This is a genomic window from Tenacibaculum amylolyticum, assembly GCF_964511145.1.
GTDB classification, from domain to species: domain Bacteria; phylum Bacteroidota; class Bacteroidia; order Flavobacteriales; family Flavobacteriaceae; genus Polaribacter; species Polaribacter amylolyticum.
The window spans coordinates 131,330-151,202 of sequence record NZ_CAZEFZ010000070.1 but is presented as its reverse complement, the minus strand read 5'-3'; the positions used below and the strand labels follow the sequence as shown (position 1 = coordinate 151,202).

Sequence of the window (19,873 nt, the reverse complement as noted above, 5' to 3'; positions counted from 1 at the left end):
ACTGTTCTCGATACTTCTCACCTTAAAGCCAAGAAAACGAATATGTAGGGCGTTTTCTCAGCAATCATAACTAACTTACATATAATAAACATCATAGAAAAGATTACCATCTCCTCTCTACTTTACTTTTACTTTCTTATAGGAGATTGCCTATCTGTAGGAATACCTACTGTAAAACTTGGCAAACGCTCCATTGTATGACAAGCTGTACAATTTGTTCTCATCATTTCAAAGTTTGTATTAAACTCTTCTTTGTTCTTTGCTTTAATCGACTTTCGAACTTCTGGTATTACGTAGTTTAAAAAGTGTTGTGCCGATTTTGCTCTTTTCGGTCTACGCTCTAATCCGAGTTTAATTGCTTTTTTTATTTTTTCTAATTGATAGCTTGCATAAGGCCAATTTTCATCTTGCCCTCCCCAATACAATTCTTGATAACGATAACCTACTTCAACCATCGTTTTATCAAAACCTCTAAACTGACTTTCAATGATTTTTACTTGCTCCTGTTCTGAGCCTTTAATCCATTGCCCTTGTACTGGTTGGTACGATTCTTTATTCGCGCAACTTGTAAGTGTACTAAGTATAAGTACTATTAACACACTTGTTTTTTTCATTATTATAATGTATTTAAATATTGTTTTACAATGTCAAATCCTTCAACATCTAAAGTAGTTGTGCCTATCCAAGGCATTCGTCCACTTCCTATAACATCTCGAATTTTCCCTTTTCTTGGTGGTATTCCTGTAGAAGATAAAGGAACTGTATATCTAAAATCGAATCCTTCTCCTGCAGCTTTTGGTAATCCTGCTGGATTGTGACAATGTGCACAATTCATTTGGAAATAAGCGCGCCCACGTTCTGCAATTGTATATGAAGTACTTAAATAATCTGGTAATACTGGTATGTTACTATGATTAAAATCGTTCATTAAACCTTTCGTTTGAAAATAAGCTAATTGGTTTACCATCGCATTCTCACGTGTAACATTTATATTCATATTCATTAAGGTTGGTCCTAATGGTTCAACAGTTGAGTTTACTTGATGACAAGTAGTACAGTTTTGCTCTGTAGGCACTTCATAACGCACTGTTCTCGATTGTCCATTAGCATCTATCCAACTTACATTTTTGCTTACTCCATTTAAATTTAATGTCGCTTCAGTTTGTGCATCATTCCACACATAAGTTGCAACATTCCATAAACCTTGACTCTTAACTAATAAACGTGTTTCTATTACTTTTTTCCCTAATGCAGGATCACGAACATCGTTGTAATAAAAAAATGTTTTTACTAAAATTGTTCCTTCAGGAAAATCTGGAACTCCATTATCTATTTTAGTGATTTGCGTTCCTGCTGGTAACTTTACTAAACGTTGTTTTTCTGAATAGTTTACAAATAACGAAGACGATAACTCTATTAAATGATAATCTGCTGTAGGCACTAAATCGTTTAAATTACCTTGGTAAATATTGTATTCGGTTAATTTCTGGTTAAAGGTTACGGTATCTGGCGCTGGTATATATCCAGGATCGCTAGAACAAGAAAAGAAAGCAGCTATAACACTAAATAGCAACAATTGGTTAAACACTTTTTTCATTTTTATTAGTTTTTTAATCATCATTTATGCTAAATTAGTAGGGAAGCACACGCTTAGTTTAATTAATTCAATGAAACCGCTCTTTTTTTCTGTAAACAAGGAAAAACAACAAAAAACTACTGAATATAAGGTTATTGCATCTATTTATTTCAATTATGGTTAAGTATATAACGCTTAGTTTTAACTTAACTGAAAATATTACTTAGTTCACATAAAAAACAGCGCTATTCACTGAAAAAGAAATTATAACATAGTTCTAATTACTATTTTTGAGCCAATGAAATTTCAGTACAGGCATATCATATATTGGGTGGTTTATAGTTTTCTATTATATTTCCTTTTAGCCTACTCTACGCATCAATATGATTTGCAACCTTACTTTATTAGTTTGTTAGTCATTCAGATTGCAATTTTCTATTTGAATTTCTCTTTACTAATTCCTCTTTTTTTCAATAATGGAAAAAACACCATCTTTTTAATAAGTAACCTATTCTTTATTATTCTATCTGCTTTTGGTATTAGTTATATAGAAGAAATTATGGCAACTTCTCCTAAAGATGAATTTGCACTAGAACCACTTTTAGCACATTCTATGCCTGCAATAGCAGCTATCTTTGTAGCTTTTTTGGTTACTATTTACCTAAAAGAAAAAAACAGAAAAGAAGAAGAACTTATCCGTATTAAAGCAGAAAAGAACTTTTTGATTCAGCAAATCAATCCGCATTTTCTGTTCAATACTCTCAATAATATTTATTCATTAGTAATACAAAACAACCCTAAAGGCGGTGATGCTGTATTACAACTTTCTAAAATGTTAGATTATTCGCTTTACAGAAGCAATGATGAACAAGTTTTATTAAGCGATGAAATCCAATATATCAATAATTTTATTGCTCTTTTTAAGCTAAAAGACAGTAGTATTAAAGGCATCAAGTTTCAGCATGATAATGTGTTTTCACAAAGTAAAATATCTCCTATGCTATTACTTACTTTTATTGAAAATGCATTTAAACATGGAAATATTGAAGATGTAGAAAATAGTTATATAGATATTACGATTGCTTCTACACAAAATGATATTACTTTTCAATGTAAAAATAGCTTTAGTAAAAAGAAAAAAACAGACAAAACTGGAGGGATCGGTATTAAAAACGTTCGCAGACGTTTGGAATTAATCTATCCTTCTAAACATACACTACACATTTTAGAAAACGAGGGAACTTTTAGCGTTTCATTAAATATTATTACAGATGAAGCTTAATTGTATTATTATAGATGATGAACAACCTGCACGTGAGTTATTACAAAACTATTGTAGTAAAATAGACTCTTTACATCTTGTAGGTAGTTACAAAACTCCAATACATGCTATTGATATTTTACAACAAGAAAATATCGATATTTTATTTATAGACATTCAAATGCCTGATATTTCTGGTCTTGATTTTATTAAATCTATAAAAACACATCATACCAAAGTAATATTTACTACTGCGTATCGTGAATATGCATTAGAAAGTTACGAATTAGATGCTATAGATTACTTAGTAAAACCCATAGAATTTCATCGCTTTCTTCGTGCTGTAGAAAAGGTAAAAGAAGTACATATAAAACGTAATGAAGTAGATGTACAAAAGAAAGAAGAAACCATTATTATTCGTGCAAATAAGAAGTTATATCGTTTGCCTATTTCTGATATTTTATACATAAAATCTGAAAATGAATATGTAAAATACGTTACTAAAAATCATGGTAATTTATTAGTTCACGGAGCTTTAAAAGATGTAATTAAAACATTAGAATCTCATACAGATTTCATAAGGATTCATCGTTCTTATATTGTTAATGTTTCTTGTATCGATTATGTTGAAGGAAATAGCATACGTATTAATAATGAGTTTTTTCCTATAAGTGATAGTTATAAAAATGCCTTTTTTGATGTGTGGAAGTAACTCTATTTTAATGTCTACAGTTATTTATATATCTAAACTTCTGTAAATCTTAATTTTTGGCTAAAGTCTTATTTAGCTACTGAGAAAAAATCAATTTGGCGTATCTTTGCACCCGATTTCAAGATGTGAATTATGCAAGACAATACCATTGTAACCTATATTAAAAATGTACTGGAAAATTTACCTACAGATTGGCTAAATTTAACAACACATAGACTCGATATATATAAAGAAGAATTAGCAAAAACTGAGTTTTTAGAACAGTTTGAAAACTTATATAACAGTACTAATTTTAACGCTACTGCCTTAAATGAATTACCTACTGCATACGATTATATTCGATTAGGACATCCTTTATCTTCTGTTTTAGAGTGGACTATTGCCAATTTAAATGGTTTAAAACCTGATAATGTAATTAGTTTTTCATCGGTTACTATTCCTATACTTGCTATTTTAAGAACTAACTTATTAGCTAAGAAAAATTCTTTAATTCTATATACAAATGAATTACCTGAGTTTTTTAATACTGAAATTGTTAAGAATGTATATGGATATACTTTTGAAACAAAAAAAATAGAAAACCTTGAAGATATTCCTGATTTTGACGGAAGCACAATTCTATTTACTGAACAAGAAAACATATGTAACTTCGACCTAACGCCTACTATTGATTTCTTTATTAATGCTTATGCAGATTTAGGAAGTATTTTAGTTGTAAAAGGATCGGAAAACGACAGCTATATTTCAGCAATTCAACATGTAAGAAGAAGAGAAACTATTGCTATGACTCCTGTAAACACATTAATTGCTTTACAGCAGTTAGTTGGCAATGTTGTTATTCCTACTTATAATACCGAAGCTGATAAAACTAGTGTTTTAAAGACTATTACAGAAATTACGAATACAAATACCAAAGCTGTTGTAGGTTCTAGTGGTTTGTCTATTCAGTACGCCATTGTTATGGGACTTATAGATCATGCATTAGAAAACCATAAAGGACATGCCATTAAAATTATTGTTCCTCCAAACTGTTATGGCGGAACTAATGATCAAGCAAGACGTGTTGCTGCTTGTTTAGATAATGTAGAAGTATTGGATTTACCTGTAGATGGAGATAATGATATGGTAAAAAGTATTGATATCGTTTTAGAAAAAGTAGCAGCTGAAGATGCTGTTCCGTATATCATTGCAGAAATTCCTACAAACCCAAGAGTTGAAGTTCCAGATCTTGTAAAATTAGAAGAAGTTTTAAGTAAGCAACGTGTAAACTCTTCTGGTAGTAATGCCATTGCTCCTGTTTTCATTTTAGATCAAACATTTTGTCCGAATGTGCACTTCTTAGGAGATAATGACATGTTAGCTTCTGTAAAAACAATTGCTTATGTAAGCGGTTCTAAATTCCCTAGCGGCGGTAAATGTACTGCTGGTTATTGTACTGCTAATACAAAAGCAGCTCCGTTAATGGATAAAATAGCATTACATATTCAACTTTGTGATAACGAAGCGACTGCACTTCAATTAGAAATATTGGCTGCACAAATGCCTTCTATGAATCAACGAATTAGCGACGCCTATAAAAACACAAGAGAATTTGTAAGCTTTATAGAAGAAAATTTACCCCATGCTAAGATTAACTTTGTTTCTGAAGAGTTAGCCTCACAAGGGTTTACACCTTCTGTATTTTCTTTAGATCTTCCTACGAAAGGGGCAACTGATGAAGAAAGAGAAGCTTATAAAAGAGCTTTAAATCTTAAGTTAATTAATTTAATGATTACGGAGATTCCTACAGAAAGTAAGTATTGCGTTAGTTATGGGCAATTAAAAGGATGTTATTGGACTATTCCTGCTACTTCTACACAAGGAACAACAAAAGAAGGAGATAAAGATTATATAGCACGTGTAGCTGTGTCTCCAAAATTGGATTTAGAATTACATAAAAAAGTATTTTCAGATTTTATACAAGAGTTGTAAAATTCTATAATAATAAAGAAAAAGCGAGATGAATACATCTCGCTTTTTTATTTAAAATAACATCGGTAATATATATTCAAATAATGCAATTAATAATAGAACAGCTAAAATATTTAAGATAAATCCCGCCTTCATCATATCTTTCACCTTAATGTAACCACTAGCAAAAACAATAGCATTGGGAGGTGTTGCCATAGGTAACATAAAAGCACAACTACTTGCAATAGTTACAGGAATTAAAAGATAAATAATTGGAATTCCTAATCCAATAGCAATTCCTGCTACTACAGGAGCTAACACAGCTACCAACGCTACATTACTCATCAATTCTGTCATAAATAGCATTAATATAATAAGTATAGAAGCCGTTAGTAAAACACCTAAATTTGAGGCTGCAATTGCATTAGAAACTATAGCTACAATTCCACTACTAGACATTCCTTTAGCTAATGCCAAACCTCCTCCAAAAAGTATTAAAATCCCCCATGAAAGCTTTTCTGTATCCTTCCATTGTAAAATAAATTCTTCTTTTTTAAAGTTAAATGGAATTGCAAAAATGGCTAATGCAGCACTAATACTTATAATAGTATCTGTAAGCTTTAGTCCAGGGAAAATATTATTAATCAATGATCTAAAAACCCAAAAGAAAACTGTAATTCCAAAGATGATTAAGACATGTTTCTCTCGTTTCGAAAGTTTTCCTAGCTTTTGTATTTCAGTATCTATAATATGTTGTGATGTTTTAAACTGTAATCCCTTATTTGGAAACATTAATTTTACTAGTACTACATATGATAATGTTATCATAATTATAGAAAAAGGTAATCCTATAGTCATCCATTTTAAAAAGGAAATTTCTATGTTGTATTCGTTTTCTAGCAAACCAATTAACACAGAGTTTGGTGGTGTTCCAATTACGGTAGCCACTCCTCCAGCGTTTGCTGAAAAAGCGATTCCCAACATTACTGCCAATGCAAAATTCTTATCTTTTTTAGTAAATCCATCTTCATCATCTACCAATAATTGAATAACAGATAACGCAATTGGTAACATTACTACTGTACTTGCAGTGTTGCTAATCCACATACTTAACAAACCTGTTGCTATCATAAAACCTAAAATTACTTTATTAGGGGTTGTTCCTGTACGTTTTACAATATTTAAAGCAATACGTTTATGTAAGTTCACTTTTTCTAATGCTAACGCTAAAATGAAGCCTCCAAAGAATAGAAATACAATCGGGCTTCCGTAATTAGCTCCTACTTCGTTCATTGGCATTACTTTTAAAATAGGAAATAATACCAATGGTAATAATGCCGTTACAGAAATAGAAACGGCTTCGGTTATCCACCAAATAATCATCCACAAAGCCACACTTATAACAGCATCAGCGTTTTCAGAAAGTAATTCAAATGGTAACTTATTAATAAGGAAAAATACAACTGGTCCTAAAACAAGGCCTATCTTTTTTGCTGTAGTGTTTTTCATTAGATATTAATTAGAATTTTGTTTGTAATATTTCTTTTTTACAAAGGGTAAGTATACTAATTTTTATGTGTTTAACACTCTGTATTCTATACAATATTATCTTTAAAACAAAAAGCTGCCACCCTATATAAGGAATGACAGCAGTTTTAAAATGAGTATATAAAAGTGTTTAGTTTATGCTGTAGTATTCTTTGTAGACTTCCAGTCTAATAATTCTTTAATTAAGAATAGGTTTGCCACAACCATTAATAATAAAATTAGGATTTCAGAAACATTACTAGCTTCATAAATGACAGCTGTTATAAAGTGATATACATTGAATAATCCTAACAAAATTGCCCAAATAAAAGAAGTCCATCTAAACCATTGTTTCGATACTTGAATGGTTAATACAGCAAATAAAAATGCCATTCCTTCTAAAATAATACGCCATTGGTGTACCCATCCTGGAATTTCTCCTGTAGATCCTTCAATCATTACAGATTCATTAAAATAAATACTTGCTAATCCATATACATGATGAATAATGAATCCAATAACAATTAATGTCCACAATGCTATAATCTTTGTTCTCATAGGTATAAAGTTTTTGTCTTTAGTCTTTTCAGACGTTTGGTTAGTTATCTGTTCCTCTTTTAATAAGGCTTTAAAATTTTTAAAATCTATAGGTGCTTTCGTAAAAGTGCTTTGCTCTTGAACTTTCTTTGTGATCTTTTTGTATACTAGTAATGAAGTTATTCCTATAAACAACCACAACATATCTACTAATAAAATATCGTGTTGTTTGTTTTGAATTGTAGTCCATATCCATTGACCAGAAACCAATCCGTTTGCAATTGGAATTAATAAACCTGCAATACCGCCTACTAACAAGCTCATTTTGTTTACAAAATAATTGTCTCGTTTAAAACGCATGTATAGTATTGTAACAAGCCACAATAAGAAATAGAAATAATAAATAGTTGTTTGTTTATCTGTATAATAGCTTCCAAACAGTTTTACAAATAAGAAAGAAATTGCCGTAACTGGAAGCATTGATAAACAAATTGCTAAGTAAATATGACCAACTTTTGCTGTGTACAAACGCTGTCTTATCGTCATACTCTTCTTATTTCTAGCTTCTATCCAAATTAATACTCCAGATAAGATTACAAAGCAAGTAATTAATGCCAGAATAAAATAGGCTATTCGCATTGCTAAACCTCCAAAATTGGCAAAATGTAACCTTGTTAATACTAGTTGAACATCTTCTGTATAACTTACTTCCGTAGGATTTTTAATAACTTCTATTGTTCCTGTTATAGCATTATATACAATACTTCCATTTCCAATAAAACGGTCATCATCTTCCATTTCTCCTAAGATTACATACTTCATATTCGTACCTCCGTAATTACGAACAAAAGCTCTTGTAATATGAAAATCTTCCCAAGTATTCGCCGCTTTCTTTACATACGAGTTAAAGCTAGGAATATCTCCTTCATATGCACTTTCCCAAGCGTATGTTTTTCTATCGGGTCTTAAATCTTCTAATAGTTTGGTTTGATCTCCATTATATAAAAAATTGGCAGGAATTAACACCAAAATACTCAATGCAAAATATGCTCCTGTAATAGCAAAAATAAATTGAAATGGTAATCCAATAGTTCCTAATGCTGTATGCGCATCTGTCCAAACTCTTTTTAGCGCAATTTTTGGGTTGAATGTATAAAAATTAGGGATTATTTTTTTCCAATGAACAATAACACCTGTTACAATAGCAAATAAGAAAAAAAGGGATACAAATCCCGCTAGATATACTCCTATTATAGGTAGTTGATGGAAGAAATGCAATCGATATAAAAACTCACCTATACCATAATGTTCGTGGTATTCTTTTCTTTTTAATGTATTTATATCTACAGAAAAATAATGCGTTGTTTTACCTTTTTCTGTTGCTGTACTATCTTGACTAGGCAATAAATAAGCGTAAATCTCATCCGTTTCTCCTCCAAAATCGAGTTGTATATCTCTTCCTTTTAATTCATATGCTTCATCTAGGGTATTAAATATTTTATCGTAGTTTATATCACTTCTTTTCGTATGACTTATACTTTCTCCTTTTTCCCAAACATTTATTTCATCTTTAAATAAAGCAAAAGCTCCAGCAAAAAATATTACATATAATGCTACGCTAATTACAATACCACTTACTGTATGTGTATTAAAAAATACATTATAATTTCTTTTACTCATTATACAAATGGATTTTGAGTATTAGCGTATGTGTATATTACTACTAAAACTATAATTATTACAACGTACAATCCCAATGCTTTAAATCCATTTTTAAACAAGTACGGAAGTATCATTAAAGTGCCCCACAAAATGTAATGTGTAATTATTGATGTAACTAAAACTTCTTTATGAAAAGGAATTATTAAAGCTAGTACCATATTTATTAATGCAGCTATAATATATCCACCTATAAGTCCAGTAATTATTTTTGCAGCTTGTTGCCAAGGCGAGGTTGTTAAGTATTTTTTATTAGCTGGCATAGTAGTAAAATTCAATTAAACTAATTGCAATTAATCCTAAAAGTATATGTTGCGTTTTGATAATTTGAAGTGGATATAATACTACTAATAAACTTATACAGGTCATTAAAAGCATAATTCCAAAAAATAATCCTGAGGTTATTCCGAAATACTTTACTGCCACATAAAAGCCAATGAGTAACAATATTACTCCGACTATTCTTTTGTATTTTAAATCTTTTGTTAAAAAAGCCCCTAATATCGTTGTACTTTCTATATTAGTTTTTGTAGAACTTGTATAACCTAAGAAAGTAGATAATAAAAAAATTAAAAGTATTAAACTTATCATTTTAGTAATAAATTAGAATAGCAAAACCCTAAACCGTTTATGATTTAGAGTTTTGCATGACATTGGACATCAATTCAAATCAACTGACACATTGTTATTTTTTAAAACTTATACGTTAACGCTCCAAAAAATGCTCTTGGTTGTTGTGGTGTAACTGTACTCCATCCTTTGTAATACACCTCATCTGTAAGATTATTTACATTAAAGCTTACACGGAATTTTGCATGGTCGTAGTATACACCTGTGTTAAATACTGTATATCCTGGTAAAGTAAACTCTCCTACATGTGGATAGTTTTCCATTGTATTGTAATCTGTAGTTCCGTTTAATCCAAAGGTTATTCCGAAATCTTTAATTACTCCATCTAAGAATCTATAGTCTGCCCAGAAGTTATAGGTAATTTCTGCTCCTGCTTCTCCAAATCTTCTTCCTACTAATAATGGATTTGATGCAGATTCTAAAACTTCTGAATCGTTGTATGCAAATCCTCCTCTAAGGTTTAATCCTTCTACAGGATATGCATTTACATCTAATTCAAAACCTTGGCTATTTACTTTTCCGTCTTGTTGTTTTGTTGCTCCAAATCCGAAGATTTTATTATCTACTGTAATGTTATAATAGCTTAATGTAGCTTCTAACTTATTACTAAAAAGATTCGTTTTAACTCCTCCTTCAAATTGATTTGCATTCTCTAAATCAAAAGATAATAACTGTAATCCAGCAGCAGGATTTGCAGGATCTGCTAAGGTTAATTCTGGATTTACATAGTTAAATCCGTTTTGAAAATTAGCAAATACAGATACTTTGTTTAAAATAGGCTGATATACTACTCCTACTTTTGGAGAAAATGTAGATTTTGTATAGGTCGTTAAATCATCTGCTGTAGTATTCTTGTCTCCTTTGTAATTGAATCTATCATATCTTACTCCTGCCATTACAGATAATTCTGGTAAAATATTTACTACATCAGATACATACGCACTTAATATGTTTTGATTTACATTCGTATTTGCATTACCAGCTCCTGTTAATACTAAATCTAAGTTTTCTTGATTCGCTGGTAATCCTTGTATTAATTGCCCTTGTGCAGTAATTAAATTTAATCCTCTAAATTCAGAGCTATTATCTATATTTTGAGTTTCTAAATAATCTACTCCTACTAATATTCTATTACGAACATCTCCAATTTTAATATCACCTGTAAAGTTTTGTTGAATATCAAATGAGTTTGTTTGAGCATCACTTCTTTGTCCAACTACTGCGAAAAATGGATTAGGTTGCGTAGCATCTAATGGATTCGCAAAAATGTTATTAACGAATGTATAGTATCCTCTTGATTCTGCTTTTCCTCCTGAAATAACTGTTTGTGAAGACCAATTATCTGTAATTTTATAAGCTATTTCTCCTCTATAATTTTGAGTTGGATTTTTAATCGCTAAACTGTTATCTGTTAATGATAACTCAGGATTGTAATTTAATGCTTCTATAGTATTAAAAGCTAAAGGTCCTAATCTGTTTAAGAATAAGAATACTGGATTCGTTTGTTTTGTACTAGATAGCTCGTAGTTAAAGTTTAATGTTAACTTATCGTTTACTTGATAAGAAACAGATGGAGCCATAAATAATGATTCTCTAAAACCTGCATCTTGGAAACTATCTTCTGACTGGAATCCTGCATTAAATCTAATAGAAACTTTTTCTGTGCTAGAATCTGTAGTATTTAAATCTACAGTCATTTTTTTGAATCCGAAAGAACCTCCTCCAACAGAAATATGTCCTCCAGTACCTTTAAATGGCTTTTTCGTTACAATGTTAATTAACCCTCCATAAGAAGTTACTGTGCTTCCAAATAATGTTGCTGAAGGTCCTTTTATTACTTCAATTCTTTCTACATTAAATGGGTTTACAAAACCATTTGTAATACCAGGCATACCGTTTACTAATTGTGGTTGTGTAGCAAAACCTCTAATTGCATAATATCCTGCACCATCTCCTGGTCTACCTGTAGATTGCCATAATTTATCTACACCTGTAGCATTTTTTAAAGCATCTTCAAAATTATTTACGTTTTGTGAAACTAATAACTCATCTGTTATTGTATTATAAACTTGTGAGTTTTCAATGTTTTTTAAAGGTAATTTTGCTACATAAGCTGTTTTTCTTCTTGAAAATTTGTTTTTATTATTAGATAATACGATTTCATCTAAAAGCTCGTTTCCTTCATATAAAGTAACCATTACATCACTTGCTGGTGCCGTTACTGTTATTTGTTTTGTTTTGAAACCAATTGAAGAAATGATTAACGTTTGTGTACCTTTAACATTTTCAATCTTGAACTTTCCATCCAGATCTGTAGCCGTTTTATTATCTGTTCCCTTTACAGAAACCGTTACCCCGTATAACGACTGATCGCTGTTATCAACTACTACACCACTTATTTGTGCAAAAGTCGACATACTGCTTAGTAGCAGTAAACCTAAAACTATAAATTGTTTCATTTATTTTTATTTAGACTGATTAAATATTATGTTTGCAGCAAAAGTATAATGTTCCCCGTTTACTACAAAATAATTTAGAATAATTTTAAATAGTGTTTAAACTACGGCAAAAGTATACACATTGTAGGTTAACAAAATGACGTATTCGGGATTAAAAATGACGAACTATGAGCGCTATAGAAATTAAGATAGATAATGAGAAGAAATATGGCTTAAAAGAGATATTGGAATTAAGTAATACAACTGAAGAATGTGGTGTTACTAGAAAAAATTATACTATAAACCCAGCTTATGGAACAGGTAATTTAGTTACTTGTAGCTTTGATGGACTTGTTGTTAGACAGTTAAATATTAAGTTGAATCATAATTTAAATTTCAATGGACTCCAAGAGGTTAATGCTTTGGTATTTTCGGCTATGCTAGATGGTGAGAAAACTATTTCAATACCAGATTCAAGTGTAGAAATCGTTCAAGAAAGTTATGAAGGTTATATAGCTTATTTAGATACTGTTAAAGGCACTATGAGTTATTCTAAAGATCGTATTGTGAAAGAAATTGTAGTAAAAATGTCAGCTAATTTTATTGAAAAACACCGATTAGATACCTTATTTCCTATACATGACGAGTATGCAATTAGTCAGCTTAAGAAAAATTTTATCCATCAGCTAGATTCTAAAACTCAAGACATTATAAATGAATTAATTTGCGATTCGAGAACAGGTTTATTAAAGCGTTTGTTCTTAGAATCTAAAGCTTTAGAACTACTATCGTTACAAATAGGAAAAGACCACCGAAATGAGGTTAAAAACTCAACTGCAACGAAAAAAGTGTATCTGGCTAAAGATATTATTACCAAAAACCTAGATACGCAATTTTCTATATTTGAATTATCTAAAAAAGTGTATTTGAATGAGTTTTTATTAAAAAAAGAATTTAAACGAATTTTTAATATTACCATTTTTGAGTTTGCGCTTCAGGAACGTATGAAAAAGGCGAAACACTTATTAACAAACACAGATACTCCCATTTATGAGATCGCTGAGTTTGTAGGTTATAAAAATCCTACTCATTTTTCGGCGGCCTTTAAAAAAATTGAACAAATGACTCCTAAACAGTTTCGTAAAAGAATACAATAAGCTCATTCTTTTATATCATATCAAGTTTTTAATACTTTTCTTTTCTTCCAGGCTTCATCTCTGTAACTTTTGGCTTTTCTACCACCATTAATATGATTCCAGCCTGGAGGCATGAATATATATTTTAAACTATCTAATATTGTTGGCGCATTTTTAACATCTTGCCATAATTCTCTCCATAGTAAAAATTGTACGTCCCATAAACTTTCGCTATTCAGTTTATCGTGCATAATTCCATATTCAATTTTTTCATTTGGCACTTCTTTTTGGAATGTTCGAAATAGTTGATCCCAAATACTAAATGTTTCTCCATAATTTCTATCTAGGTAAATATGGTTTTTTGCATGATGTACTCTATGTACCGATGGTGTAATAAGTATTCTATCTAACCATTTATATTTTCCAACGTATTTTTCACTAATATGTGTTAAGGTTGCGTACAAACGAGCTATGGGTTCTATTACAAAAATCATAAATGGATGGAATCCTAAAATAGGCAACCACATAAAATTAAATGGTGTAAAAAAGACATCAAAAATAGATCCTCTTGCTACGACTGTAAGATTCATTTCTTCTGCCGTATGATGCACTCCATGAATACACCATAAAACTCGTACTTTATGACCTAGAAAGTGTATAAAAAACACCGTAAAATCGTACAATAAATAAGCCAAAATCCAGTAGTACCATTCGAATCCTATATTAAAAAGTCGGTATTCGTATAATAGAAACATCCCTCCTACTATCATTATTTTAGACAATAAGAAATACGGAATACTTTGTATTAAATAAGACACAATGCTTACCATCCCTTCTTTTTTACGTTCTATATAATTTGAGAATAATAAAATTCCCCATTCTGCAATCATGAGGATAAGGACAATTACACTCATGTGTTGTAAATGCCCTGAAAATATTTCAATATCAGTTAAGTTCATTTTTATTAGTTTTCCTAGCTCTTATTATTATTAAGATACTTTTTGTTTTAGCTTCCTATTTTGTGCATTAATAATTAACTCCATTCTTCGTAAACTTGCTTCATCTAAGTTTAGACAAGCATCTACCCAAGAATTTGTTATATCTATAAGTTCATTCTTTTGAAGTGGAAATACTTTTTTAATACATTTATAATGGTTATATAAGAAGCTATGATTACCTTTTTGTAGGTACTTAATTAATTCGGTAATTCCATTATTTTCTTCTGTAATTACTTCGTTTATCATTCCAACTTCTTTCATCTCTGTAGCATTATACACTTTACCTGTATATAATATTTCAGAAGCGGTTTTAAAGTTTAATTTTCTAAATAAGAAGCTATAAGCTCCCATACCAGGGAAGAGATTAAATTTATTTTCTGGTAAACAAAAATTGGCTTTCTTATTCGCTAGAATGATATCATGCGCAGCAACACATTCAAAGCCTCCTCCGTAAGCATTTCCTTCAACTAGAGCAATACTAACAACAGGTAATCCAAAATTGTTATAAATATTATATACAGCTTCTACGCAAGAATGCGCATAATCTGTTAGCACTTCTCTATTTTGTTCAATAATATTTTTAAAGAAAAAAGGTAAATCTCCTCCCATATTATATACTTCAGGATGTAAAGATGTAGAAGCAATATATTTTAGTGGATACGATTCATCTGCAAAAAGCATTTTTAAATCCGCTGAAAAAATTTCAAATTCCTTTAATATTTCCAAACTAAAATTCGGAATCCCTTTTGTTTTTATTTTCCAGAGTAGTAGCTCGTGTTCTGGATAATAATCTATTTCAAAATATGTATATGTTTTAATCATTTTTTTGATAGTTGGGGGCTTTAAATGTCTCGGTTAAAAAATTACAAATTTGTGCTACTGCAGCTATAGAAGGTGGAGTTTTCTTTAATGCATTTAACACAACAAAATCATGAATGGTTCCACCATATCTAGTTGATACTACTGGAACTTTAGCCATTCGTAGTTTTTTAGCATAGGCTTCTCCTTCGTCTCTTAAAACGTCATATTCTGCCGTAATAATTAATGTTTCTGGTAAGCCACTTAATTCTGTTTTTGTGGCTTTTAAAGGAGCAATTTTACTGGATGAATGCATACTTTTATCTGGTGCATATTGTTTCCAAAACCAAATCATAATATCTCTAGATAAATAATGTCCTTTAGAAAATTGTTCGTAAGACTTTGTATTTACATTAGTATTTGTAACTGGGTTAATTAATACTTGCGCATTTAGCTTAAACTCTTTTCTTTCTTTTGTCATTAAGGCTATTACTGCAGTCATATTTCCTCCAGCACTATCTCCTCCTATACTTATTTTATTAGGGTTTAATCCATATTTTTTTCCGTACTTGGATACATACAAAGCTGATAAGTATCCTTCTTCATTTGCTACTGGAAATTTTGCTTCTGGTGCTCTAGAATATTCAACGAAAACAATTCCTACATTTGCTTTTATAGCAATGTCTCTCATCAAACGTTTATGAGTTTCAAAACTATTATATACCCAACCTCCTCCATGAAAATAGATAAACGTTGGTAGTAAGCCTTTGTATTTTTTTGGCTTAACTAATACTACATTTACTGATTTCTCTTGAAGTTTAAAAACTTCCTTTTTAAAAGTAACTGCATTATAGATTTCCGTAGTGTCTTGCTGCATGCCTTCCATAGCATCTCTACCAATATCTAATGGTAAATCTTGTAAAGGTGATCCAGTGTAAGAATGTATTGCATTTAAAAACTCTTGTACATCTGAATCTAATCCGTAGCTACCAGCTAACTTTGTTTGCGCTTTCAATGTTAATTGAAATAAGCAAATACATAACGCTAATAAACTTCTTACATTCATGCTGTTTTCTGTATTAAGTTTGCTTTCTTACTCTTACTAAAAGCTTTGTATTGATCTAATGCATATAGCAATAAAAATGTTCCTAAGTTAATACCCAGCATAATTGCAAGTACCATAGGTTCGTTGTATGCTGAAAAATTAGTAAATGCTAAAGTCCAATAAATTAGAACCCATTGAATCAAATAAAAAGAAGTTACGTGTTTACTACAGTAGAAAAATAAAGTACTAATGTAATTTTCTTTTGGCAATAAACGCTCGATGTGATAATATACCCAAAACAGTACTAACAGAATTCCCATTAATCCCATACTTCCACCTGGGCCTAAATGATAATAATCTCCAAAATGATACTCGTAATTATAATCGCATAATAGTTTCCCTGTCACTAAAAACAGAATTCCTAGATATAACATTGGTCTGAAAAGAGACTTATCTGGATCTTCTGGTTTTTCTTGATAGCTTAAACCTAGGTATAATCCCATAAGAATAAACGATAACCAAGGAAATAATGGAAAATACACATCGAAATTATTTCCCCACATTAGGTTTAAGACATAATCTACGCCAGGCACTCCTAACTGGAATCCACTAACTACTTTAGAAAGCCACATAATTACCAACGAAATAATAATTAAAATGTATTTATTCCTGATTAAGAATTTAAATGAAAGTCCAATTAAAAATAATGATATTCCTACTAGTTGAAACATATCTCCTTTTAAGAAGTAATTCAACATTCTACTAGGATCGCTTAATTGAAGTCCACTTGCTTCGACAAAACTAGTAGGAAAACCTCCAAAAAAGACTACTGGAACAATAAACCTTAAAAAGTTTAAAATGTAGCCTAAAGCAATAATAAATAGCGCTTTTTTTAAAATTCCGCTTTTATTCGCATGTCTTGAAAACGCGAATGATATTCCCATTACTATTAAGAAAATTGGAGAACCTCTTTCTAATAATTGGACAAATTTACCTGTTATTGTGTTTTCCCAAGTATCCATACTTGAAAAGAGCATCATTACATGTACAGGAATCATCATAAGTACACTAAAGCCCCTCGCAAAATCAACGGCTCTTACTCTATTATGTTTTTTCATTGTTTTCTTTACTATTTTGTATCCCAACTTAGTTTTTTTGATAAGGGTTTTCTTCTTCTATTCCCTGTTTCAATTCCTTCCTTTACATGTCCCATGAAAAAGATTCCTAAAAACTTTTCACCTTCTTCTAAGGCTATTCTTTTCCCATATTCCATGGTAGCTCCTGCTGTATCCCAATAACATCCTAAATTGAGTGCTGTGCAGCTTAACCACATATTTTGTATTCCACACGAAATAGCTGCTATTTCTTCCCATTCTGGTAATTGTGCTCTTTTACTAGGTTGAAAGATTACTGCTATTAGTGTTGCATTTTCTGCATACAATTTTGTGTCTTCATAGCGTTCATTAGAAAACTCTTCTTCTGTGTAGCGTTCTCTATAATAATCTGCCATAAATAAACCTAGCTCTTCTTGATGTTTTCCTTCTAACACAACAAAACGCCATGGTTGTGTAAGTTTATGCGTGGGAGCCCATAGTGCATTAGAAACTATTGTTTCTACAGTTTCTTTACTTATTGTTTTGTCTGAAAAATCATACGCATACGTTGTTTTCCTATCTCGTATGAGTTTTGTTATTCCTTCAATATTCATAACTACACTGTTTCTACTTCGGCTTTAGAAATCTTACTTACTTTTTTAAATTTAGCTATCGGATTTTCTAAAGTTCCTACTAACTTTAAACTTTCAATAGGATCTGCTAGGTTTAGCATTTGTTTTGTATTTCCTAATTGCAGTCTGTTTAAACAACAACGGTCGAACTCATCTACAAATAAATCGTAACGTTCGTATTTCTCTGAAAATTCTGGGTACTCTTCTTGGTATTCATAAATACATTCTGCAACCAATTGCCAAAAATTATGTTCTGAAAAACCTATTTGTGTATCTAATTGGGTTCCCATAAATCGGAAGAAGCAATCAAAAACATCTGTAAAAATTGATAGTATTTTCATTTTGTCAGAGGTTTCTGTGTACAGTCTATCTACATGCTCTGGAAGATTCATTGTTTCGTTAAATACAATTACCTCTTCTGTAATATCTTTCATTAAAACATATACAGGAGTATCTTCTTCTAGTACCATTATTAAGTTTTCTCCATGTGGCATGAATACAAATTCATATTTGTAAAAACAATGCAATAATGGAGCTAAATAAGCTTTTAAATAACGTTGTATCCAAGTTGTAGCTCCATATGGTGAAGCTGCTATTAACGATGCTAACAGAGAATTCCCTTCTGAATCTAAATGTAATAATGCTGCCATTGTCAGCACTCGCTGATTAGAGTTTATCTTCGTAAATGGACTCTCTCTCCATAATGCTGAAAGCATTTTATTATGAGGATTTGTTTTGCCTAGTACTTCATAATAATGGTTTTGATACCCAATAGTTGCTACTTCTCCAAGCATTGTAAATCTATTCCCTTGTAAATATTCATCCTCTGCTAATAAATTATTTATCCATATAGTTATAGGCGGTGTACTTTGCATATAATAAGGAGAAAGCCCTCGCATGAATCCCATATTTAAAATAGACAAAGCTGTTTTTGTGTATAATTTTTCAGGATTAGTAACATTAAATAATGTACGAATAGATTGTTGCGCTGAATAAGCATCTTCACTCTCTCCTACCAATACAATATTTTTTTGCGCAATATCTGCTGCAAAAACTTGCACTATTTTATTTGTCCATTGCCAAGGATGCACGGGCATAAAAAGATAGTCTTCTACATTTATGTTATGCTCTTTAACTATTTGTGAAAACTCATATATCTTTTCTTCTCCTAATTCATTCTTCAGTAAATTATCATATTCATATCCTTTTACAGCTGTAAAAGTTGCATATTTTTTATGTGCTGCAATCCATAAAATTTTAAACGAATGGTTTGCTTCAGGAGAATACAAATGATAATCATCATTACTAAAACCTATTCTTCCATTATTAGCTACAAAGCAAGGATGGCCTTCTGTCATTCCATGTTCTATGTCTTGAAAACTTTTAGTAGCTAAAACTTCTGCTGAGAACGTTTCGTTTTGAAGTTTGTATGCAGCTCCAGATAATGTGCTCGTTATTTCTTCTAAATACGTTGCTAAAAATTCATTAGGTATTCCTAGTATTTCTTTAAATTCTGTGATAAAAGACAAAGCATCTAATGAGTTAACACTCTTGTTATTTGAATACTTCGTAATACTTTTTTCATCTATATGCCAGTGATCTAAAGAGAATTTCTTTGCATTAAATTCATAATTATAATTATTACAATCTGATATAATACTGTAACGATTCCAATTATTTTCTGCTCTTAGAAATTCAGGTATTAGTATTAGTTCGTGTGCAAATTCACTGATGGCTTTTTTTATTAATTGACGATTTACAATTTCCCAAGTATGAGGTTGTAAATGCGCGATGTTTTCGTTTGTCATTTTTAATCAATT

The 19,873-nt window shown here is 30.7% G+C and carries 17 protein-coding genes; 4 read left to right on the top strand and 13 right to left on the bottom strand.

Features of this window, described 5'->3' with window-relative positions; genetic code table 11:
• Window positions 1-128: 128 nt before the first annotated feature.
• Together ACKTTC_RS16935 and ACKTTC_RS16930 are read right to left on the bottom strand one after the other, a co-directional pair.
• Window positions 129-614 carry a hypothetical protein gene (locus ACKTTC_RS16935; RefSeq protein ID WP_408041040.1) on the bottom strand — a complete coding sequence of 162 codons (486 nt, stop codon included), beginning with the start codon at window positions 612-614 and terminating at the stop codon, window positions 129-131.
• 2 nt (window positions 615-616) lie between these two features.
• On the bottom strand, window positions 617-1,597 hold the full coding sequence (locus ACKTTC_RS16930; protein WP_408041039.1) for a c-type cytochrome: 981 nt from the start codon (window positions 1,595-1,597) through the stop codon (window positions 617-619).
• A 277-nt stretch (window positions 1,598-1,874) separates the two neighbouring features.
• Between ACKTTC_RS16930 and ACKTTC_RS16925 the strand changes: the two genes are divergently transcribed.
• The 3 genes from ACKTTC_RS16925 (at window position 1,875) to ACKTTC_RS16915 (ending at window position 5,520) form a co-directional block, all read left to right on the top strand.
• The gene (locus tag ACKTTC_RS16925) at window positions 1,875-2,858 is read left to right on the top strand and encodes a sensor histidine kinase (protein ID WP_408041038.1); all 984 of its coding nucleotides are present in this window, start codon (window positions 1,875-1,877) and stop codon (window positions 2,856-2,858) included.
• On the top strand, window positions 2,848-3,549 hold the full coding sequence (locus tag ACKTTC_RS16920; RefSeq protein ID WP_408041037.1) for a LytR/AlgR family response regulator transcription factor: 702 nt from the start codon (window positions 2,848-2,850) through the stop codon (window positions 3,547-3,549). The genes ACKTTC_RS16925 and ACKTTC_RS16920 overlap by 11 nt, the downstream gene beginning before the upstream one ends.
• A gap of 132 nt (window positions 3,550-3,681) precedes the next feature.
• Window positions 3,682-5,520 (top strand): PLP-dependent aminotransferase family protein, encoded by a 1,839-nt coding sequence (locus tag ACKTTC_RS16915; RefSeq protein ID WP_408041036.1) that lies wholly within the window; start codon window positions 3,682-3,684, stop codon window positions 5,518-5,520.
• Window positions 5,521-5,571: 51 nt separating this feature from the next.
• On the opposite strand, the gene ACKTTC_RS16910 is transcribed toward ACKTTC_RS16915, so the two are convergent.
• The 5 genes from ACKTTC_RS16910 to ACKTTC_RS16890 form a co-directional block, all read right to left on the bottom strand.
• Window positions 5,572-7,008 carry an SLC13 family permease gene (locus tag ACKTTC_RS16910; protein WP_408041035.1) on the bottom strand — a complete coding sequence of 479 codons (1,437 nt, stop codon included), beginning with the start codon at window positions 7,006-7,008 and terminating at the stop codon, window positions 5,572-5,574.
• A 174-nt stretch (window positions 7,009-7,182) separates the two neighbouring features.
• Window positions 7,183-9,243, bottom strand: coding sequence for a PepSY-associated TM helix domain-containing protein (locus ACKTTC_RS16905; protein WP_408041034.1), 2,061 nt, complete (start codon window positions 9,241-9,243; stop codon window positions 7,183-7,185).
• Entirely contained in the window at window positions 9,243-9,545 is a 303-nt protein-coding gene (locus ACKTTC_RS16900) for a hypothetical protein (protein ID WP_408041033.1), read from the bottom strand. Before ACKTTC_RS16900 ends, ACKTTC_RS16905 begins: the two co-directional genes overlap by 1 nt.
• Window positions 9,535-9,873 carry a hypothetical protein gene (locus ACKTTC_RS16895; protein ID WP_408041032.1) on the bottom strand — a complete coding sequence of 113 codons (339 nt, stop codon included), beginning with the start codon at window positions 9,871-9,873 and terminating at the stop codon, window positions 9,535-9,537. The genes ACKTTC_RS16900 and ACKTTC_RS16895 overlap by 11 nt, the downstream gene beginning before the upstream one ends.
• A 101-nt stretch (window positions 9,874-9,974) precedes the next feature.
• Window positions 9,975-12,371, bottom strand: coding sequence for a TonB-dependent receptor domain-containing protein (locus ACKTTC_RS16890; RefSeq protein WP_408041031.1), 2,397 nt, complete (start codon window positions 12,369-12,371; stop codon window positions 9,975-9,977).
• A 167-nt stretch (window positions 12,372-12,538) separates the two neighbouring features.
• Here ACKTTC_RS16890 and ACKTTC_RS16885 point away from each other — a divergent pair, with 167 nt between their 5' ends.
• Window positions 12,539-13,507: a helix-turn-helix domain-containing protein gene (locus ACKTTC_RS16885; protein WP_408041030.1), complete on the top strand. Its 969-nt coding sequence runs from the start codon at window positions 12,539-12,541 to the stop codon at window positions 13,505-13,507.
• 20 nt (window positions 13,508-13,527) lie between these two features.
• On the opposite strand, the gene ACKTTC_RS16880 is transcribed toward ACKTTC_RS16885, so the two are convergent.
• From ACKTTC_RS16880 to ACKTTC_RS16855, 6 genes are read right to left on the bottom strand one after another with little or no spacing between them, the layout of a single operon-like run.
• Entirely contained in the window at window positions 13,528-14,445 is a 918-nt protein-coding gene (locus ACKTTC_RS16880) for a sterol desaturase family protein (RefSeq protein ID WP_408041029.1), read from the bottom strand.
• 30 nt (window positions 14,446-14,475) lie between these two features.
• On the bottom strand, window positions 14,476-15,306 hold the full coding sequence (locus tag ACKTTC_RS16875) for a crotonase/enoyl-CoA hydratase family protein (RefSeq protein ID WP_408041028.1): 831 nt from the start codon (window positions 15,304-15,306) through the stop codon (window positions 14,476-14,478).
• A complete protein-coding gene (locus ACKTTC_RS16870; RefSeq protein WP_408041027.1) occupies window positions 15,299-16,348 on the bottom strand; it encodes an alpha/beta hydrolase in 1,050 nt (349 codons plus the stop codon). The genes ACKTTC_RS16875 and ACKTTC_RS16870 overlap by 8 nt, the downstream gene beginning before the upstream one ends.
• Window positions 16,345-17,445: a heparan-alpha-glucosaminide N-acetyltransferase domain-containing protein gene (locus ACKTTC_RS16865; RefSeq protein ID WP_408041026.1), complete on the bottom strand. Its 1,101-nt coding sequence runs from the start codon at window positions 17,443-17,445 to the stop codon at window positions 16,345-16,347. Before ACKTTC_RS16865 ends, ACKTTC_RS16870 begins: the two co-directional genes overlap by 4 nt.
• An 11-nt stretch (window positions 17,446-17,456) precedes the next feature.
• The gene (locus tag ACKTTC_RS16860) at window positions 17,457-18,035 is read right to left on the bottom strand and encodes a nitroreductase family protein (protein ID WP_408041025.1); all 579 of its coding nucleotides are present in this window, start codon (window positions 18,033-18,035) and stop codon (window positions 17,457-17,459) included.
• A gap of 2 nt (window positions 18,036-18,037) precedes the next feature.
• Complete coding sequence (locus tag ACKTTC_RS16855) at window positions 18,038-19,861, bottom strand: IucA/IucC family protein (protein WP_408041024.1); 1,824 nt, start codon at window positions 19,859-19,861, stop codon at window positions 18,038-18,040.
• Between the last annotated feature and the right edge of the window lie 12 nt (window positions 19,862-19,873).